Here is a 15,114-nt window from a genome sequence, read left to right as displayed (position 1 = left end):
AGACTGAATGTCTTATTTGCCTTTGGACGAATACCAAAGAAAATGGATTTTTACTCACCAGTCGATGCCGGTACCGGAAGAAGACTTAGCGCAGATTAAGCCGATGAGTCAGGCGCGCTCTGCACAGTTCTGGAAAGAGAACATCAGCGCTCAAAGTCCTGATATGGATCGTTTGAGCCCCCAAGATTGGCCGATGAAAGAGTCCAATTGGTCTGATATTGTCGACTGGATGGCGGCATGGGAATCGGATGAGCCAGAAATGCCTGCGGAAGTGGATGAACATATCGATTGGCAAGATGATGTGACGGTTTATTTCTGCTACGAGAAATACAACGTCATCGAAACCAAATGGTCAATTTTCAAGAAGCATTGGAAGAACTTCCTATTCTATGACGATGGCCCAATGCTCATTGGCCGTCGCCGTTCACAAGCGCTTTGGTTCGATTCAAAGGGCAAAGTTAGACTGGGCGAACGTCACTAGGTAACATGCTGCGAATACTATCTAAAACCACCGATTTGGTGGTTTTTGTCTATTAAAGGCTTGATAGGGGACTTAGAACCCCATTCGCTCCTCTTTCTATAACATGCGTATAGATTTGTGTGGTATATACACTCACGCTATAAGTGATTGTTTTTATTGGTAGCTATCATGTCCCGACTGAAGTGGGGCGCTGGTGGGACAATTCAGAATTATTTATGGTTATGCGGATTAAAATTCGCGTGTGAAGATTTGATCATTAATTGTAACTTATACTCGATATTACATATCCGCTGGTTAGTCACGACCGGGTCTTACCGTCGAACTGCTGGTATCGTAACTCACAATTGTACAGAAATAGCATAGCGTTAGGACTTAAATTAGATAATCACGAATAACTTCAAGTATGGAAAACTCACTTAACGCACTGCCCAAAAATAATGCTGCGGATGATGTATAGCCAGTACTGTGTTTAAGTACAGATTCAGTTTGACTACAGAAACGACATTTTAATTGAATAGCTACTATGACTATTTACGAGAAAACGTAGATAATACTGCGCTTTAACGCTTTTGAATAACGATCAAGATATATCTAAAATGATTGTTTTTCAAAGATCAAGTTTCCTAGTTATTGTATCACAATAATAGTGACAGAATCGTCGGCCATATTTGTTTTCAGGACCTGGGTATTTTTTATCACATCTTTCATGGCACGATTTTTTATTAATTAATATAGGCTTTAACATAGGTTCATTAGACATCAACATCAGTAGTTGTACTAAATCTTCAGTTCCTTCAGAACCTGATGTTTCATTGCAATTACAATCTGTAACATTGGATAAATTTGACTTGCAATGCTTACATTTTATAGCATCAACTTTAATTGACTCTTTACAATATGGACATGTACCTTTGTGGTCAGGCCCTGGACTGGCGAGTTTAGAGCCGCAATGCTTACATTTAATCGCTCCATCTTTTATCTCTTCCTTGCAAAATGGGCAAGTAGAATCGTGATTATCTTTTATCATTGTTAATATATCCTATGGTTAAACCTGATTAATAAATTTATGTTTACAATCGTTATGTTTTTATATGAAACACCACTGTTTAGAATAGTAGTCCAAACCGACAAGACTTCCACTTCAATATTGAATAAAAGTAAATTAGTGTTGCGGTAATACCTGAATAGAGATTGAATTAGTAGTCATTTATATCATTATAAAAATTTAGCCAACAAAACAGAAATAAATGGTATGGACTAGTGAAATCAAACACTTTACGGGGCAATTCTGTTCTGCACATTGAAATGCACATCATAATCAGAATGGCCTTATTTATTTGAAGCCATGATCCCATTTAAGTATTCGATCTGCTCGTGTGAGTGTGACTTCATGAATCGGCCGTAAACACGTTCCAACATCATCGTGCTCCTGTGCCCCATCTGCTCAGCGATAAAGGACAGGTTTGCCCCTTTGGTGATCAACCAACAAGCCTAGGTGTGACGAGATTGATATGAGCAGCGGTGGCGAATAGCACTCGTTTAAGTGTGCGTGACCATAGTCGATTGTATGTTGTCGTCTTATAGGTCTCACTCGGTGCTTGGCCATTAAGACGTTCTGGAATAAACACGAACCGAACGCTTTCCTGGCGAAAGGTGTTTGAACCTTTTACTTCCACAAAAATATCCCTCACCGGGCTAAACATAGTTAGTTCTCTTTGAGATTTAAGGGCGAGGAGCGCAGGCTCAAGTAAGTGAATAGTTCGCTCTGACTTCTTATTCTTCGGTGTTGTGAACTTTCGTTCAATCGTGACGTTTCGAGTAACCTCGATCGTACCTTTCTCTAGATCGATGTCTTCCCAGGCTAACGCACAAAGCTCACCAGTTCGCATGCCCGTGTAAATGGCTAAGGTGAACATATTCCGCTGCTGTAAGTTTGTCGTTGATTCTATTAGCTGGTGGAATTCTTCTAGTTCTAGTGGGTCCGGTTCACCAGAGCCACCACTAAGCAACTCAACATGCAGAAATGGATTGTCATCGATAAACTTTGACTTCACCGCTAAGTCAAAGCATCGGCGCAGAAGTTTGATCATATTATTGATCGTCTTTGCGCTCCGTGACGCACCAGTGCGAGTAGGGGAGTCGACCATTAACTTTTGGCACTTGAGTGCGTCCATGATCGTGATGGTGGAAATAGTACGTTCCTCCCCAACAAACAAGCCATGTCATTCGTTAGGCTTCTTTGGTAAGTCACAACTCTCGCAACTCAATGTAATTTAGTCCTAATCCTTATGAGGTGCGTTGTATTAATGGATAAAAGCTCACGTTTATCAAAACCCTTTGGGCTAGATTTTAACTTTCTGACGTCAAAAGGAGATTTTAATGACGGAATGTTACAAGTCTGGTGATTTTTACAAATACTTTGAAGAGAATATGAGTGCTTTGGGGCTAGCCGCACCAAAGGGACTGTTTGAAAGCGCAGAAAAGGCTACAGCAACTGTCACGACTTTGGTTGCTGCATTAACCCAATTGGGAAAAAATGCAACAGTTGCTGAAATCATTGGTACGACTACAGGATTGGAGAAACTTGTAGTTGTTGGGGCGCTATTCGGCGCAGGCTATGCGGGCGCAGTTGTCGGTAGTATAGCTGTTGCTAGCGGTAGATCTCTTGCTTGTGGTACATCTATTGCCGATGCTCTATGGTATATAAAGCATAATGGGCTGGATTTTCCAGAGTCGCATATGTTCTTTAAATCTAACCCTGAAATATTAGATTCAAGTGTACCAAATAGGGTAAAGTTCAGCGCTAAATGTAAGCAGATGAACAATTATGGTTATATCTGCCAATGAAATATATAAAATTATTCATCGCATTGGTGATCTTACTTGTTTTACTCTGGGGAGCGTATCAAGTTCTCGGAGGCTATCTGCACTTGATTTTCTTAATAGCTGCTGTTGCACTTTTGGTCAAAAACTCTAAAGGCGCAAAGTTCAAGTAGAGATCTGGCAAGTAAATCTTTCCCGTATGTCAGTCTATAAGCTATTTCTTTTTATACATTAGGAGAGTGGTGTAAAAGCCTAACAAACGCTTCAAGACGGATTCGCAACGCGTGGCATTTGTGGTTTGCGGTAAATTTAGTGATTTAGGTGGTGTGCGGAAACATCGGCATTGTGTTGCTCACCACTTAAGCGGGGTTAGTTTCCATGAGGAAGTAATCAATCTATCGGGAATTTTTGTTTCTGGTGGAGTACACGCATAATTCGAATGATATCGCCTTCAACCCAATATGAAACGATCATCGAAATCTCGGGAATAATGAGCAATCGTCCACGAATACCGTCTCGTTGTACACCCATGAGAGGCTGCTCTAGCAAGTTTTCTACTTTTGCTTCAATGAGGTTGTCAGCTTTCTCTGATGCATCAGGGTTGAAGTCATAGAGAAACTCAAAGATCTTTTCGCGATCATTAAGTGATTCTTCTTCCCATAAAATCATTGCTTACCTCGGTTGCGGATTCTGGCTTTACGCTCTTCCATCCGAGATTTAGCTGTTTGGTGTTCAACGAAAACAGCTTTTCCTGAGTCAAACTTCTCAAATGCTAGGTTTACTTGTTCAGTTAGCCAGGCATTGTGAGATAATGTTTTTCTTTGTTGTTCAGCGAGTTGCTCAGTAAGTTCACGGCAAGCATCACTTAGCGTGCGACCTTGGCTTTCAGCCATTTGTTGAGCTAGGCGTTTTGTTTCCTCATCAACACGAAATTGAATTCTAGTGTCCATGATGTGTTCCTATGTTGGTGTGTGTACAAATGTTAGCACTGGCCTTCGAAATAGGCAACTAACTAACAATTTAAGAGTGATTTCCAACGCTTGGCATTTTTGTCTTCACGTTGTTACGGTGGAATGGTTTAGGTTAGGTGGCAGCGTTGCTCATCTTAATGTGGCCTTATGTGAATATAATTGAGATTAACGTCGAGTTTTTTGATATTTTATGCTAGATAGCGTCTGATTCGATAATAATAATGTTTCAAACGGAAGTCTTGGAGCATAAGCATAGTGAATATTGTTTTAGTTTTATTGACGGCAAATCATTTAATTTACTTGTATTTTTTTCACTTTATCGAAAATGTGGTGAGTAGTGGTGGTGGAGCCGGAGAGGCTTCGTTATACGGATTCGCTTACGGATTTCTGATATTACCTTTTCAATTTCTTTTAGAGTTGGCTTTATTTTTTTTCTTTCTTATATCAAGCGCTAATAGTTCGTCAAAGCCGTGAGAGTATATGGTGCTGGTCTACTTTCTTGCTTACGTTGTTTTTAATTATTGATATCGGATACTGACTTTAGCTTATATGAAATAGATAGCTTCAGTGAAGTTGGAAAGCAGTGCGGTTTAATAACTAATCAATCAACAAAACATGTTGCAGACCCACGTCTAGTCGCAGGAATAATGTATATGGAAGCCACTCATGATTGGTATAAAAAAGTCTATTCTTTGATAAAAACAATATTTCATATGAACCTACATTACTCATATTGGAAAGACATTTGAGTAACTAAAGAAATGCTAGGTGGTCCTTACTACAAATATTTAGTTCGGGATTATTCTATTATCTAGAATACAAGAACGTATCGAAAATCCGACAATAAGGAAAATAGCTACGTTCTATAATGTCTTGGGTTATGAAGTATTTTTCGATTACGGTGCACGTGTAACCAAGTTATCTCTTGAGCAACCATGGAGCCCAGCCAAATTCGCCGTTTGAAACAGTTTGTCGCGTCTATTGTTGTTTCTGGCATTCTTGCTTGCTTTCCCCTGTATGTTGCAGTCAAACATAACTTAATGGGAGAGTTTTGTACTGCCAAGTCTCTAGCTCTAAGTACTTGTAGATATGACTTGAGCTATATCTTTTATAGTGTAGGGTAGTTGGTTTGACATTACGAACAGCCTAGAATAGAGCATTACATAACGTATATCTCAAAACAGTTATTCAGCACGAATGATACATAACTTGATTGATCTGTGTCAGGTTGTTAACCATTATTAAAATTATAATTCTTCGATGTTGTTAATCATAATATGTTGAGAATTATGCAGTATACACTTCACGAGTATCTAGATATCAACCGATTGCAAACGTTACAAAACAACTTCAGCCAGTCGATGGAAATTGCTTTGGTTGTCGTGGACGCATATGGTGAGCCCGTAACGAAACCCAGTGGATTTTGTGATTACTGTGCTCAATCTAGAAAAGATCCGAAAAAACAAAAGCGGTGCTATGAGAGTGATGATGCGGGCGGTCGTATTGCTATGCAAACCGGAGAACCGGTTGTTTATCGCTGTTATTGTGGTTTTGTCGAATGTGCTGTACCTATTATGATTAACGGTCACTATTTAGGTGCGATGATATCTGGACAAGTTAGAGTCGAAGACTGTGAGAATAACAAGATTCCTAATATTTTAGAAAGTCAAAAAGTATGGGAAGACAGTGCTGAATTGACTGCTTTGCTCGATAAAACAAAAAAGATGGGTTATGAAAGATTTGTCTCTACCGCCAATACATTATTCGATGTCGCGTCTTATTTGGTTGAGCAAGCACACTCTAGAATTGTTCAAAGTGAATTGCACCAAAAAGAGTTAGAGCTAAAAAATGAATTACAGAAAAGTATGGAAATGGAGAGAGCTCTCCAGGAAGCAGAATTTAAGGCTTTATCTTATCAAGTAAGACCACATTTTTTGTTTAATGTTCTCAATACTATCGGCCGATTAGCTTATTTGGAAGAAGCACAAAGAACGGAGTCAATGTTACATAATTTTTCGGATATGATGAGGTACCTACTTCGGAAAAACTCTCGTGGAGTTATAACATTAGGCAATGAAATAAATTATGTTATAAATTATATGTCCATTCAAAAAGTAAGAATGGGCGATCGATTTGAGTACTCATGCGATATTCCTGAAAAATATTCAAACATTCCTTGTCCTTTTTTGACTCTTCAGCCATTAGTTGAAAACTTTTTTAATTATGTTGTTGAACCAAGGGATACTATCAGCCACCTCAAAATTACCGCATTCGATGATGGTCATGATGTGTTTATAGAACTTCAAGATAATGGTGATGGAATTAGTGATGGTAAAATCCAAGAAATCATTACTGGGGTGCAAAGTTCAAATAATGGAAGTATCGGAATTTACAATATAATAAACAGATCAGAAATGTTATATGGCGAAGAATATAAGCTAAAAATAACCAGCCCAAACAAACCGATGCAAGGGACGAAAATAACTCTTAAATTCCCGATGGTAAATAAATAGAAGAGAGCTCTTATGTATAATATAGTAATAGTTGAAGATGAACTAATTGAAATGGAGTCCATTGAGAGAATTGTATTACAATGTGTCAACAATGCCTTTATACATAAAGCATCAACAGGTAAAAAAGCAATAAAGTTAATTGATGAAATTAAGAATGTTGATATGATTCTTGTTGATATAAATATCCCTTTGCCAAACGGTAAAGAAGTTATCGAATATTTGAGAACTAAAAATAGAGACGCTAAAGTTATTGTCACTACAGCAAATGACGACTTTGATATGTTGCATAATATGTTTCACTTACAAATTCAAGATTACTTGTTAAAACCAGTGCGACAAAATATTTTAATAGACACAATTAAAAAGTCACTTGGGTTTGATGAAGATATTATAAAAACATCTAAAGAATTAAAGTCTAATATAGAAAGAATTATTGAAGATAAAAACTATGCTGTTTGGAATGACTTTGTATTAAATATAATTAATGAAAGCTACGTAAAAACTAAAGAAGGCATAGATGCAAGAGATAGTGTAAAACACTTTCTTGATACATTATGCTTCTATCTTAACTCATTGCATGATGAGTATTCATCTAGTTGTTCAAAATTATCTTCTTTATCAGAAGATGTGAGTCGTTCTGGCTTAAGAGAAGATCTATATCCTCAGCTTGTATTTTCTTTGTTTAAGATCGGCGATGTTATTTTTACAAACTCATTTAAAAAGCAGTCATCAAGCATAGATTTTATAAATAGAGCAAAATTTCATATTGAAAAAGGTATATTTAAAAACATAACTCTGGATGAAATCGCAGAAAAAACATTCGTTAGTTCTTGTTATTTAAGTAGGGCGTTTAAAAAGAATGAGAGTATTGGTTTCTCTAGTTACATAACAAAAAGAAAACTCATAATTGCGCGTGCATTATTAAAGTATAGTAACTTGAAAATAAATAAAATCTCTTTAGAACTTGCCTGGAAAGATTCTAACTATTTTTGTCGAATATTTAAAAAAGAGATTGGTATATCTCCTTCTGATTACCGAGAAGCATAGGAGGAAAGAAGCCTTAATTTCAAGTTAATTGCACTATCTTGCTCATAGGCAGATAAGGGATAACAAAAAAATCCACTGTATGGGCAAGAAATTATATTTATCTATCTATATGATCAATACAAGTGAACGATATTATGAAAGTATAGATGATGGAAAGCTACTTATTTAGTTCTGAATCAGTTTCAGAAGGGCATCCTGATAAATTAGCGGATCAGGTTTCTGATGCGATTCTAGATGCTTTTTTACTCCAAGATCCTTTTGCAAAAGTGGCATGTGAATGCTTAATAAAGTCAGGTGTCGTTATTATCGCCGGAGAGATAAATTCATCGGCTACACTTGATATAGAGCCTATTGTTCGAAATACCATAATAGGCTGCGGTTACAATAATTCTTCAGTTGGGTTTGATGGTAATACTTGCGGCATTATCAATTTACTTGGTGTTCAATCTAGCAACATATCTGAAGGCATTAGATGTTCCAACTTTGCAGAATTAGGTGCCGGTGACCAAGGTATTACATTTGGTTATGCTTGTGATGAAACGACAGAGCTAATGCCTGCACCGATCAGTTATTCGCACAAGCTAATGAAAAGGCAAGCTTTATTACGAAAAGAAAACACACTACCTTTTTTGCTCCCCGATGCGAAAGCTCAAATTACGCTTGAGTATAACCAAAAAAGAATACTGCAAGCCCATACTATTTTAGTTTCAACACAACATTCTCCATCTATTTCTTTAAAAGATTTGCGTGAAGCTGTCGTTGAAGAAATTATCAAACCTGTTATTCCAAATACTTGGATAACATCAAAGACTCAATTTCTAGTTAATCCTGCCGGGAAGTTCCTTATTGGAGGACCAACTGCAGATTGCGGCCTAACCGGTAGAAAGATAATTGTTGATACTTATGGTGGCGCTGCTTGTCATGGTGGCGGCGCGTTCTCCGGGAAAGATCCTTCAAAAGTCGATCGTTCAGCCGCTTATATGGCGAGGTATATCGCCAAAAATCTTGTAGCAGCAGAATTGGTTAAAAAATGTGAAATCCAGCTTGCCTGGGCAATTGGCATCTCTAAACCTGTTTCGATGAAAATAAACACATTTGGTACAGAAAGAGTACCCGTTGCTCGTTTATATCAACTTGTTAATGAACATTTTAATATTCGTGTATACGAGATTATTCAACACTTGAATTTACTTGTTCCTCGTTATCGTCAAACGGCATGCTATGGCCATTTTGGGCGGAATATTTTTCCTTGGGAAGATACGACAATATCAGAACGGCTGCGAAGTGGAACATAAATAGCTTCAGTGAATTATAAGGTTTAAATCTAATTTAATATTAAGGAGAAAGGTATGTCTATGTTTGGCCAAAGTTTAGGTTTGATAGAAACGGTAGGCTTAGCGGCGGCAATCGAAGCTGCGGATGCTGCAATTAAATCGGCAAATGTGGAACTGCTTGGCTATGAATCCGCCAAAGGTAATGGCATGCACACAGTAAAACTTGTTGGGGACGTTGGTGCGGTTAATGCCGCTGTTGCTGCCGGTGTCGCAGCGGCATCACGTATTGGCAAAGTGTATGCGTATAAGGTTATAGCTCGGACTGCAGAAGGCTTAGAATCTGTTATTGCAAATGGTGAAAATGTTGCTATTAAAACCCAAGAAGTTGAGCAAGTTCATGAAGAACAAAAAGCTCAAGCTCCAGAAACAGCAGAAGTCGTGGCTGAAGAGGTAATATCTCCGTTGGCAGAAAATGTTTCTCCAGAGGTTGCAGAAGAGAAATCGGTGGTTACTGTGACCACTTCTCCAAAAGCGGAGCAAGCAACTGAAATAAACGTCACTAAGCCAGTAACGCCAACGACAAACAAAACAACGACAACGAGTAACAGAACAAAAGCAAGAACAAACCGTCAATCTGCATCAAATTGATTTCTCATGCTCTTTTCCCTGCCCCATGAACATGGTACTTGTGTGATTGGGGTCGCTCATATTCTCTTTCAAAAAACTCAAGCTCTGAAATCGAATACTTCGCTTCAAGTAACTACCTGTTTGAAGCGAAGTATTATTCTAATACCTGCAATTGTCTAATCCATCTAACTTTATAAAAAATAGTTAGTTTCATTGTCACCTTCGATTTTAAAATAATCGTAAAAATACTGGCTTTTTAAAACCCTTTTCCTACGTAATTTTCTGAATACATACCGACTGTGATAGGTAATAAAAATAATTTTTGGTCTAGATCCTATTGCTAGGCAGAGGCAATAGAAAGTAGAACGCTGAGGAAATTCATTGATTATGTTGAGATGAATCATGCCCAAGTCTTTATGAACTAGAGTTACTATAAAATACTCAGTTCTAGACTTAGGCATTAATAAAGGGAGGTTAATTATCTAATGTTATTTATATTTTCAATTAACTGGCTCTGATTCAGTGCTTTGTACTTCATTAGCCGGTTTAGATACATATTGATCGATTAAATAGCGGTAACCCGCGCCACCGACACAGGCACCGATAACCGGAGCGATAATCGGAACGATCATATAAGGAATATCTCTAGCGCCGGTGAATGTCATTTCTCCCCATCCGGCGAAGAAAGTGAACAATCTAGGCCCAAAGTCACGCGCAGGGTTCATTGCGAAACCGGTTAACGGTGCTGCTGCTGCACCAATTACAGCGACGAGAAGACCAATTAACAATGGCGCTAAAGCACCTTTAGGAACACCGTTACCGTCATCAGTAAGTGACAGTATCAATGACATTAGGGTTGCAGTGAGGATGATTTCAATTATTGCAGCATGGAAAATAGTGATAGAAGGGTGAGGGAAAGTGGTAAAAATGCCCGCCAGCGCGAGACTAGCCTGAGACCCTCTCACGATATTATGTGCAGTTTCATAATCCGAAAATAAATTTTGATAGATAAAATAACAAACTGTGGCACCGAAAAATGCACCAGCTGTTTGTGCAATGATATATGGGATAACTTTTCTTTTTTCAAAGTTTGCGAATAAGAATAAACCGATGGTTACAGCTGGGTTTAAATGTGCGCCAGATATACCTGCGGTTAAATAAACGGCTAATGAAATGCCCAGGCCCCAAACAATCGCGATTTCCCATAGACCAAATTCAGCACCGGCCAATATTGTGGCACATAAGCATCCCGCACCAAAGAAAATAAATAATCCAGTGCCAAAGAACTCAGCAATGCACTGGCCTTTTAGTTTTTTATCCATAATTAAACCTTTTTTCGTTACAGTAATAAGTAGGGTTTTATTAAACGTTTGTGTTTGATTTGTCACTAATTCAGTATATCTATGGCTAGTTGTAAAATATTGTCTAGTTTTCGTTTTCTATATGAAAAAATTGTTCTTTGTTTTTGGGTTACTAGCACTTTTAAAATTCTAGTTTTTTTTGTCTAGCCACGCGTTGGGACAGCAAAATTGTCCTAGATATAGTCAAGTTCTTATAAGCGTAGTTATCGAGAACGGTGGTAAATTGAAAATAACTAAAAAGTTCAATAGAAAGTGAGAATTTGATGACTCGTCGATTTTTTTCCGTACCTGATGTGTATTTTGGTACAAATGCTGTCTCCTCTTTAGAGCGCTTAAATTCTAAAAAAGTAGCGATTGTGACAGATGCTTTTATGGTCTCTTCGGGTAAAGATCGATCACTAATTAAAGCAATGCCTTATGCTAACGTTTCAGTGTTTGGTGAAGTGAAACCTGATCCAAACACTACCGTTATTATTGCGGGCGTGCAGCAACTTAAGTCATTTCAACCTGATGCCATTATTGCTTTAGGTGGCGGTTCTTCTTTAGATGCTGCAAAAGGTATTAAAGTGACGTTAGAAGAATTGTATCAAGGTAAAAAAATCGAACTGATTGCGATTCCAACTACTAGTGGTTCTGGTTCCGAAGTGACATCGTATGCGGTTATTTCTGACGCTTCTAATGGCCAAAAACTTCCGCTCGTTTCTGCAGATCTATTACCTGACGCTGCTATATTGGACCCTGAGTTGGTATTGAGTGTCCCTCGTCCTGTTGCTGTTGATACTGGTATGGACGTTTTAACTCATGCGATTGAAGCGGTTGTTTCTAGTAACGCGAATGATTTCAGCGATGCACTTGCAGAAAAAGCGATTCATTTGGTTGCGACTTATTTACCTCAGGTAGTTGAAAATGAGACCGCGCTTGAGCCTCGTGAACATATGCATAACGCATCATGCATGGCAGGTATGGCATTTAATGCATCAGGACTGGGTTTAGTTCATGGTATGGCGCACGCGCTGGGTGGAACATTACATATCTCACATGGCAAGATTAACGCTATGTTATTGCCGTTTATTATCGATTTTAACGGTGAAACGGGAGATTCAGATATTTTAGATAAATATCATAAATGTGCGCGTTTAATGAATATCGAAGTTTCCTCTCCGTCACTTGCGGTAAACGCGTTATCGGTGGCTATCCGTAATCTGAACAGACAATTGCAAATTCCTTCGTCTTTAACCGAGCTCGGTAAAAATCGAGAAGAAATAGAGGTGGCAAGACAGGTGATCATTGAAGCTACATTGTCGGATGCTTGTACCACAACAAACCCTAGAAAACCGTCGAAAAGTGATATCGATAAGTTGCTCACAAAAATAATCGGTTAATCTGGATCGTTTTGTCACGACCGTTTTTTGTTAGCAAAAAAATCCTAATTAATGGCAAACATTAAGACTTATTACAAATTATTGTAAGGCTAAGCCTCTAAGAATGGTAAAACTATTATGGACACAATTAAGGAAAAGGCAGAATTAATCACTCAACAGATAATGAAAGAGTTATTTGGGCAATCAACTACTCTTGCTACGAACCGGAACGTTACTGCTCATAATTCAAGTAATAAATTAGTTGTGCCTATTGGTATTTCAAATCGACATGTGCATTTAAGCAGAGAAGATATGGATGCTTTGTTTGGTGTTGGTTCAGAACTTACTCGTTTTAAAGCGGTAAAACAGCCAGGACAATATGCTGCTGAAGAAGTGGTCACGCTAAAAGGCCCTAAAGGCGAATTACAAAAAGTTCGGGTGCTTGGGCCATTACGCAGCGAAACACAGGTGGAAATTTCCATTGCAGATGGTTTTGCGCTGGGTGTAAGAGCGCCAGTCAGAATGTCTGGTGACCTCGAAAGTTCACCTAGTATTGAACTCATTGGCCCTCGGGGTAAGGTCATCAAAGAGCACGGGGTTATCGTTGCATGGCGGCACATCCACATTTCACCACAAGATGCAGAATCGTTTGGTCTTAGAGACGGCATGGAAATTGATGTGGAAACTCAGGGTGATCGTGCGGGCATTTTACGAAATGTTGTTGTACGCGTGAGCAATGATGCGGTAATGGAAATGCATATTGACGTAGAAGAAGCAAATGCATTTGGCCTGAAAAATAACGATTGCGTGACGCGCTATCTGGTGGGTTAAGCCATGTCTGATGCAACTTCTTACAAACGACTAAAAAAGCTGGCCAAACTGGTTAAAGATGAAAAGTGCCTGAAGAAAAAAGGACCATTTAAAGTTGGTGTAGATCTCGGCACTGCCAATATTGCGATCGTTGTTGTTGATATGAATAACAATCCTGTAGCTGGTGCGAGTTACCCTTCCAAGGTTGTGAAAGATGGAATCGTGGTGGACTACATCACTGCGACCCAAGTTGTTTCAATGCTGAAACAGAAAGTTGAAGAAGGATTAGGCTGCACTTTAGAAAGGGCAGCAACTGCTATTCCTCCAGGCGTATCGGAAGGCAGCGTAAAAGTCATTGTTAATGTGGTTGAATCTGCTGGTTTTATTGTAACCAATGTCATTGATGAGCCTGTTGCTGCCGCTTGCGCTTTAAATATAGAAAGCGGAGCAGTAGTTGATGTTGGTGGCGGCACTACAGGTATGAGTATTTTAGATAAAGGCGATGTTACTTTTAGTGCGGATGAGCCTACGGGTGGTTCGCATATGACATTAGTTTTGGCCGGTGCCATGGATATGGAGTATGACGACGCCGAAACGATGAAGAAAGATTCAGAGCACGAACAACACGTTTTTTCCGTTGTACGTCCTGTGGTCGAAAAGATGGCAAGTTTAGTTTCTCAATGGTTACAGACTAATTCTGTAGACCGATTATGGCTTGTTGGCGGTGCAACGAGCTTTAGCCAATTTTCAGATGTGTTTACTAAAGTAACGGGCGTTGAATCACTTTCCGTACCAGAGCCATTACTGGTAACTCCTTTAGGAATTGCCATGAAAGCGATTGGGTGAGAGTGCTATGGAGATAAAAGACTTAACGCTAATGATCAGTCAGATTGTTGATGACATCCTAGAGAAAAAACGCCAACGTTCCAAAGTTATCCGAGTGATTTTAACGGGTAATGAGCAGCAATCATTACTCGAGACTCTTAACTGTATTAAGGCGTTATATCGTTCAGGTTATGGTATTGCTGTAACGCTTTCCCAAACAGCTAATGACTCGGTTATCAAGTCTGTTTTTTTACGCTGGCAACAAGAAGCTGATATAGAGTTTTCCATGGACTCTTATTTACCAGATGAATTATCAGAAAATTATTACGGTGTCTTTTTCCCAGCAATCTCGATTAATAGCTTAACTAAGTTAGCGTTATGTATTCGAGACAATTTAGCGACCAGCTGGGCTTTTCACGCTTTACTTAATCGAAAACCGATAACAGCAACATTGAATCATGAGTATCACACCGTTCTAGAAAATGCCGCTGGTCCGTTAACTGATCAACTTTCGAGTTATTTAAATAAGGTTGAAGATTATGGCGTCAGTTTTATCGGTAAACCTCACGCATCCCGTCTCGTTCCTAAATCATTAATTACTCTGCAAGACGTAAGATCACAACCTGAATACCAACCGTTAATTATTGAAAAGAACACAATTATTACGCCGTCAGCTAAAGAAGAAATTGCCCGTCGTCGTATCTTTATTGAAAGAATCAGTTAAGGGGAAATGAATATGTATTTGGCACAAGTCACCGGAGCAATTGTATCAACGACAAAACATGAATCACTTAATGGTAATAAGTTACTGGTTGTGACGCGTTTAGATGAGCAACACCACCCAACCAGTGAAACGCAAATTGCCATTGATTGTGTCGGTGCAGGTAATAGTGACATTGTTGTCGTGACGACAGGAAGCTCCGCTCGCAATAGCAGCACGCATTCAAACTCTGTTACGGATGCTGCGATCGTTGGCATTGTAGATTCTTTAGAGCAGTAAGAATGTGAAGTGTCATTGAGT

Annotated in this window: 16 protein-coding genes; 11 read left to right on the top strand and 5 right to left on the bottom strand. The window is 38.9% G+C overall.

Going from position 1 to position 15,114, the window contains the following annotated elements; genetic code table 11:
- Positions 1-7: 7 nt before the first annotated feature.
- A complete protein-coding gene (locus ACWYU8_RS00875) occupies positions 8-481 on the top strand; it encodes a DUF2947 domain-containing protein (RefSeq protein WP_457516320.1) in 474 nt (157 codons plus the stop codon).
- 607 nt (positions 482-1,088) lie between these two features.
- Here the strand turns inward: ACWYU8_RS00875 and ACWYU8_RS00870 are convergent.
- A complete protein-coding gene (locus ACWYU8_RS00870; RefSeq protein ID WP_457516319.1) occupies positions 1,089-1,508 on the bottom strand; it encodes a double zinc ribbon domain-containing protein in 420 nt (139 codons plus the stop codon).
- Between the two features lie 451 nt (positions 1,509-1,959).
- On the bottom strand, positions 1,960-2,571 hold the full coding sequence (locus tag ACWYU8_RS00865; protein WP_457516318.1) for a site-specific integrase: 612 nt from the start codon (positions 2,569-2,571) through the stop codon (positions 1,960-1,962).
- Positions 2,572-2,860: 289 nt separating this feature from the next.
- Here ACWYU8_RS00865 and ACWYU8_RS00860 point away from each other — a divergent pair, with 289 nt between their 5' ends.
- Positions 2,861-3,328, top strand: coding sequence for a hypothetical protein (locus ACWYU8_RS00860; protein WP_457516317.1), 468 nt, complete (start codon positions 2,861-2,863; stop codon positions 3,326-3,328).
- A 366-nt stretch (positions 3,329-3,694) separates the two neighbouring features.
- On the opposite strand, the gene ACWYU8_RS00855 is transcribed toward ACWYU8_RS00860, so the two are convergent.
- Together ACWYU8_RS00855 and ACWYU8_RS00850 are read right to left on the bottom strand one after the other, a co-directional pair.
- The gene (locus ACWYU8_RS00855) at positions 3,695-3,973 is read right to left on the bottom strand and encodes a type II toxin-antitoxin system RelE/ParE family toxin (RefSeq protein ID WP_457516316.1); all 279 of its coding nucleotides are present in this window, start codon (positions 3,971-3,973) and stop codon (positions 3,695-3,697) included.
- Entirely contained in the window at positions 3,970-4,254 is a 285-nt protein-coding gene (locus ACWYU8_RS00850) for a type II toxin-antitoxin system RelB/DinJ family antitoxin (RefSeq protein WP_457516314.1), read from the bottom strand. Before ACWYU8_RS00850 ends, ACWYU8_RS00855 begins: the two co-directional genes overlap by 4 nt.
- Before the next feature lie 1,310 nt (positions 4,255-5,564).
- Here ACWYU8_RS00850 and ACWYU8_RS00845 point away from each other — a divergent pair.
- The 4 genes from ACWYU8_RS00845 (at position 5,565) to ACWYU8_RS00830 (ending at position 9,757) form a co-directional block, all read left to right on the top strand.
- Positions 5,565-6,788, top strand: a complete 1,224-nt coding sequence (locus tag ACWYU8_RS00845) for a sensor histidine kinase (RefSeq protein WP_457516313.1) — start codon at positions 5,565-5,567, stop codon at positions 6,786-6,788.
- A gap of 12 nt (positions 6,789-6,800) precedes the next feature.
- Positions 6,801-7,835: a response regulator gene (locus ACWYU8_RS00840; protein WP_457516311.1), complete on the top strand. Its 1,035-nt coding sequence runs from the start codon at positions 6,801-6,803 to the stop codon at positions 7,833-7,835.
- Positions 7,836-7,981: 146 nt separating this feature from the next.
- Complete coding sequence (gene metK, locus ACWYU8_RS00835) at positions 7,982-9,130, top strand: methionine adenosyltransferase (protein ID WP_457516309.1); 1,149 nt, start codon at positions 7,982-7,984, stop codon at positions 9,128-9,130.
- A 54-nt stretch (positions 9,131-9,184) separates the two neighbouring features.
- Entirely contained in the window at positions 9,185-9,757 is a 573-nt protein-coding gene (locus ACWYU8_RS00830) for a BMC domain-containing protein (RefSeq protein WP_457516307.1), read from the top strand.
- A 479-nt stretch (positions 9,758-10,236) separates the two neighbouring features.
- On the opposite strand, the gene ACWYU8_RS00825 is transcribed toward ACWYU8_RS00830, so the two are convergent.
- Positions 10,237-11,058, bottom strand: a complete 822-nt coding sequence (locus tag ACWYU8_RS00825; protein ID WP_457516306.1) for an MIP/aquaporin family protein — start codon at positions 11,056-11,058, stop codon at positions 10,237-10,239.
- A gap of 302 nt (positions 11,059-11,360) precedes the next feature.
- Here ACWYU8_RS00825 and ACWYU8_RS00820 point away from each other — a divergent pair, with 302 nt between their 5' ends.
- The 5 genes from ACWYU8_RS00820 (at position 11,361) to ACWYU8_RS00800 (ending at position 15,093) form a co-directional block, all read left to right on the top strand.
- Positions 11,361-12,479, top strand: coding sequence for a 1-propanol dehydrogenase PduQ (locus ACWYU8_RS00820; RefSeq protein ID WP_457516304.1), 1,119 nt, complete (start codon positions 11,361-11,363; stop codon positions 12,477-12,479).
- A 117-nt stretch (positions 12,480-12,596) separates the two neighbouring features.
- On the top strand, positions 12,597-13,289 hold the full coding sequence (gene pduL, locus ACWYU8_RS00815; protein ID WP_457516302.1) for a phosphate propanoyltransferase: 693 nt from the start codon (positions 12,597-12,599) through the stop codon (positions 13,287-13,289).
- 3 nt (positions 13,290-13,292) lie between these two features.
- Positions 13,293-14,114: an ethanolamine utilization protein EutJ gene (gene eutJ / locus ACWYU8_RS00810; protein WP_457516300.1), complete on the top strand. Its 822-nt coding sequence runs from the start codon at positions 13,293-13,295 to the stop codon at positions 14,112-14,114.
- Positions 14,115-14,121: 7 nt separating this feature from the next.
- Positions 14,122-14,817 (top strand): hypothetical protein, encoded by a 696-nt coding sequence (locus ACWYU8_RS00805; protein WP_457516299.1) that lies wholly within the window; start codon positions 14,122-14,124, stop codon positions 14,815-14,817.
- 12 nt (positions 14,818-14,829) lie between these two features.
- On the top strand, positions 14,830-15,093 hold the full coding sequence (locus tag ACWYU8_RS00800) for a EutN/CcmL family microcompartment protein (protein WP_457516297.1): 264 nt from the start codon (positions 14,830-14,832) through the stop codon (positions 15,091-15,093).
- The last annotated feature ends 21 nt before the right edge of the window (positions 15,094-15,114 follow it).

The sequence above is a fragment of the Vibrio limimangrovi genome (genome assembly GCF_054064025.1).
The sequence above is the reverse complement of the archived record's forward strand: the minus strand, read 5'-3'. Positions and strand labels throughout refer to the sequence as shown.

Excerpts from the sequence above, each read along its gene's own strand:
- ACWYU8_RS00875 (WP_457516320.1), top strand. The coding sequence starts at position 8 with ATGTCTTATTTGCCTTTGGACGAATACCAAAGAAAATGGATTTTTACT.
- ACWYU8_RS00870 (WP_457516319.1), bottom strand. The coding sequence starts at position 1,508 with ATGATAAAAGATAATCACGATTCTACTTGCCCATTTTGCAAGGAAGAG.
- ACWYU8_RS00865 (WP_457516318.1), bottom strand. The coding sequence starts at position 2,571 with ATGATCAAACTTCTGCGCCGATGCTTTGACTTAGCGGTGAAGTCAAAG.
- ACWYU8_RS00860 (WP_457516317.1), top strand. The coding sequence starts at position 2,861 with ATGACGGAATGTTACAAGTCTGGTGATTTTTACAAATACTTTGAAGAG.
- ACWYU8_RS00855 (WP_457516316.1), bottom strand. The coding sequence starts at position 3,973 with ATGATTTTATGGGAAGAAGAATCACTTAATGATCGCGAAAAGATCTTT.
- ACWYU8_RS00850 (WP_457516314.1), bottom strand. The coding sequence starts at position 4,254 with ATGGACACTAGAATTCAATTTCGTGTTGATGAGGAAACAAAACGCCTA.
- ACWYU8_RS00845 (WP_457516313.1), top strand. The coding sequence starts at position 5,565 with ATGCAGTATACACTTCACGAGTATCTAGATATCAACCGATTGCAAACG.
- ACWYU8_RS00840 (WP_457516311.1), top strand. The coding sequence starts at position 6,801 with ATGTATAATATAGTAATAGTTGAAGATGAACTAATTGAAATGGAGTCC.
- metK (WP_457516309.1), top strand. The coding sequence starts at position 7,982 with ATGATGGAAAGCTACTTATTTAGTTCTGAATCAGTTTCAGAAGGGCAT.
- ACWYU8_RS00830 (WP_457516307.1), top strand. The coding sequence starts at position 9,185 with ATGTCTATGTTTGGCCAAAGTTTAGGTTTGATAGAAACGGTAGGCTTA.
- ACWYU8_RS00825 (WP_457516306.1), bottom strand. The coding sequence starts at position 11,058 with ATGGATAAAAAACTAAAAGGCCAGTGCATTGCTGAGTTCTTTGGCACT.
- ACWYU8_RS00820 (WP_457516304.1), top strand. The coding sequence starts at position 11,361 with ATGACTCGTCGATTTTTTTCCGTACCTGATGTGTATTTTGGTACAAAT.
- pduL (WP_457516302.1), top strand. The coding sequence starts at position 12,597 with ATGGACACAATTAAGGAAAAGGCAGAATTAATCACTCAACAGATAATG.
- eutJ (WP_457516300.1), top strand. The coding sequence starts at position 13,293 with ATGTCTGATGCAACTTCTTACAAACGACTAAAAAAGCTGGCCAAACTG.
- ACWYU8_RS00805 (WP_457516299.1), top strand. The coding sequence starts at position 14,122 with ATGGAGATAAAAGACTTAACGCTAATGATCAGTCAGATTGTTGATGAC.
- ACWYU8_RS00800 (WP_457516297.1), top strand. The coding sequence starts at position 14,830 with ATGTATTTGGCACAAGTCACCGGAGCAATTGTATCAACGACAAAACAT.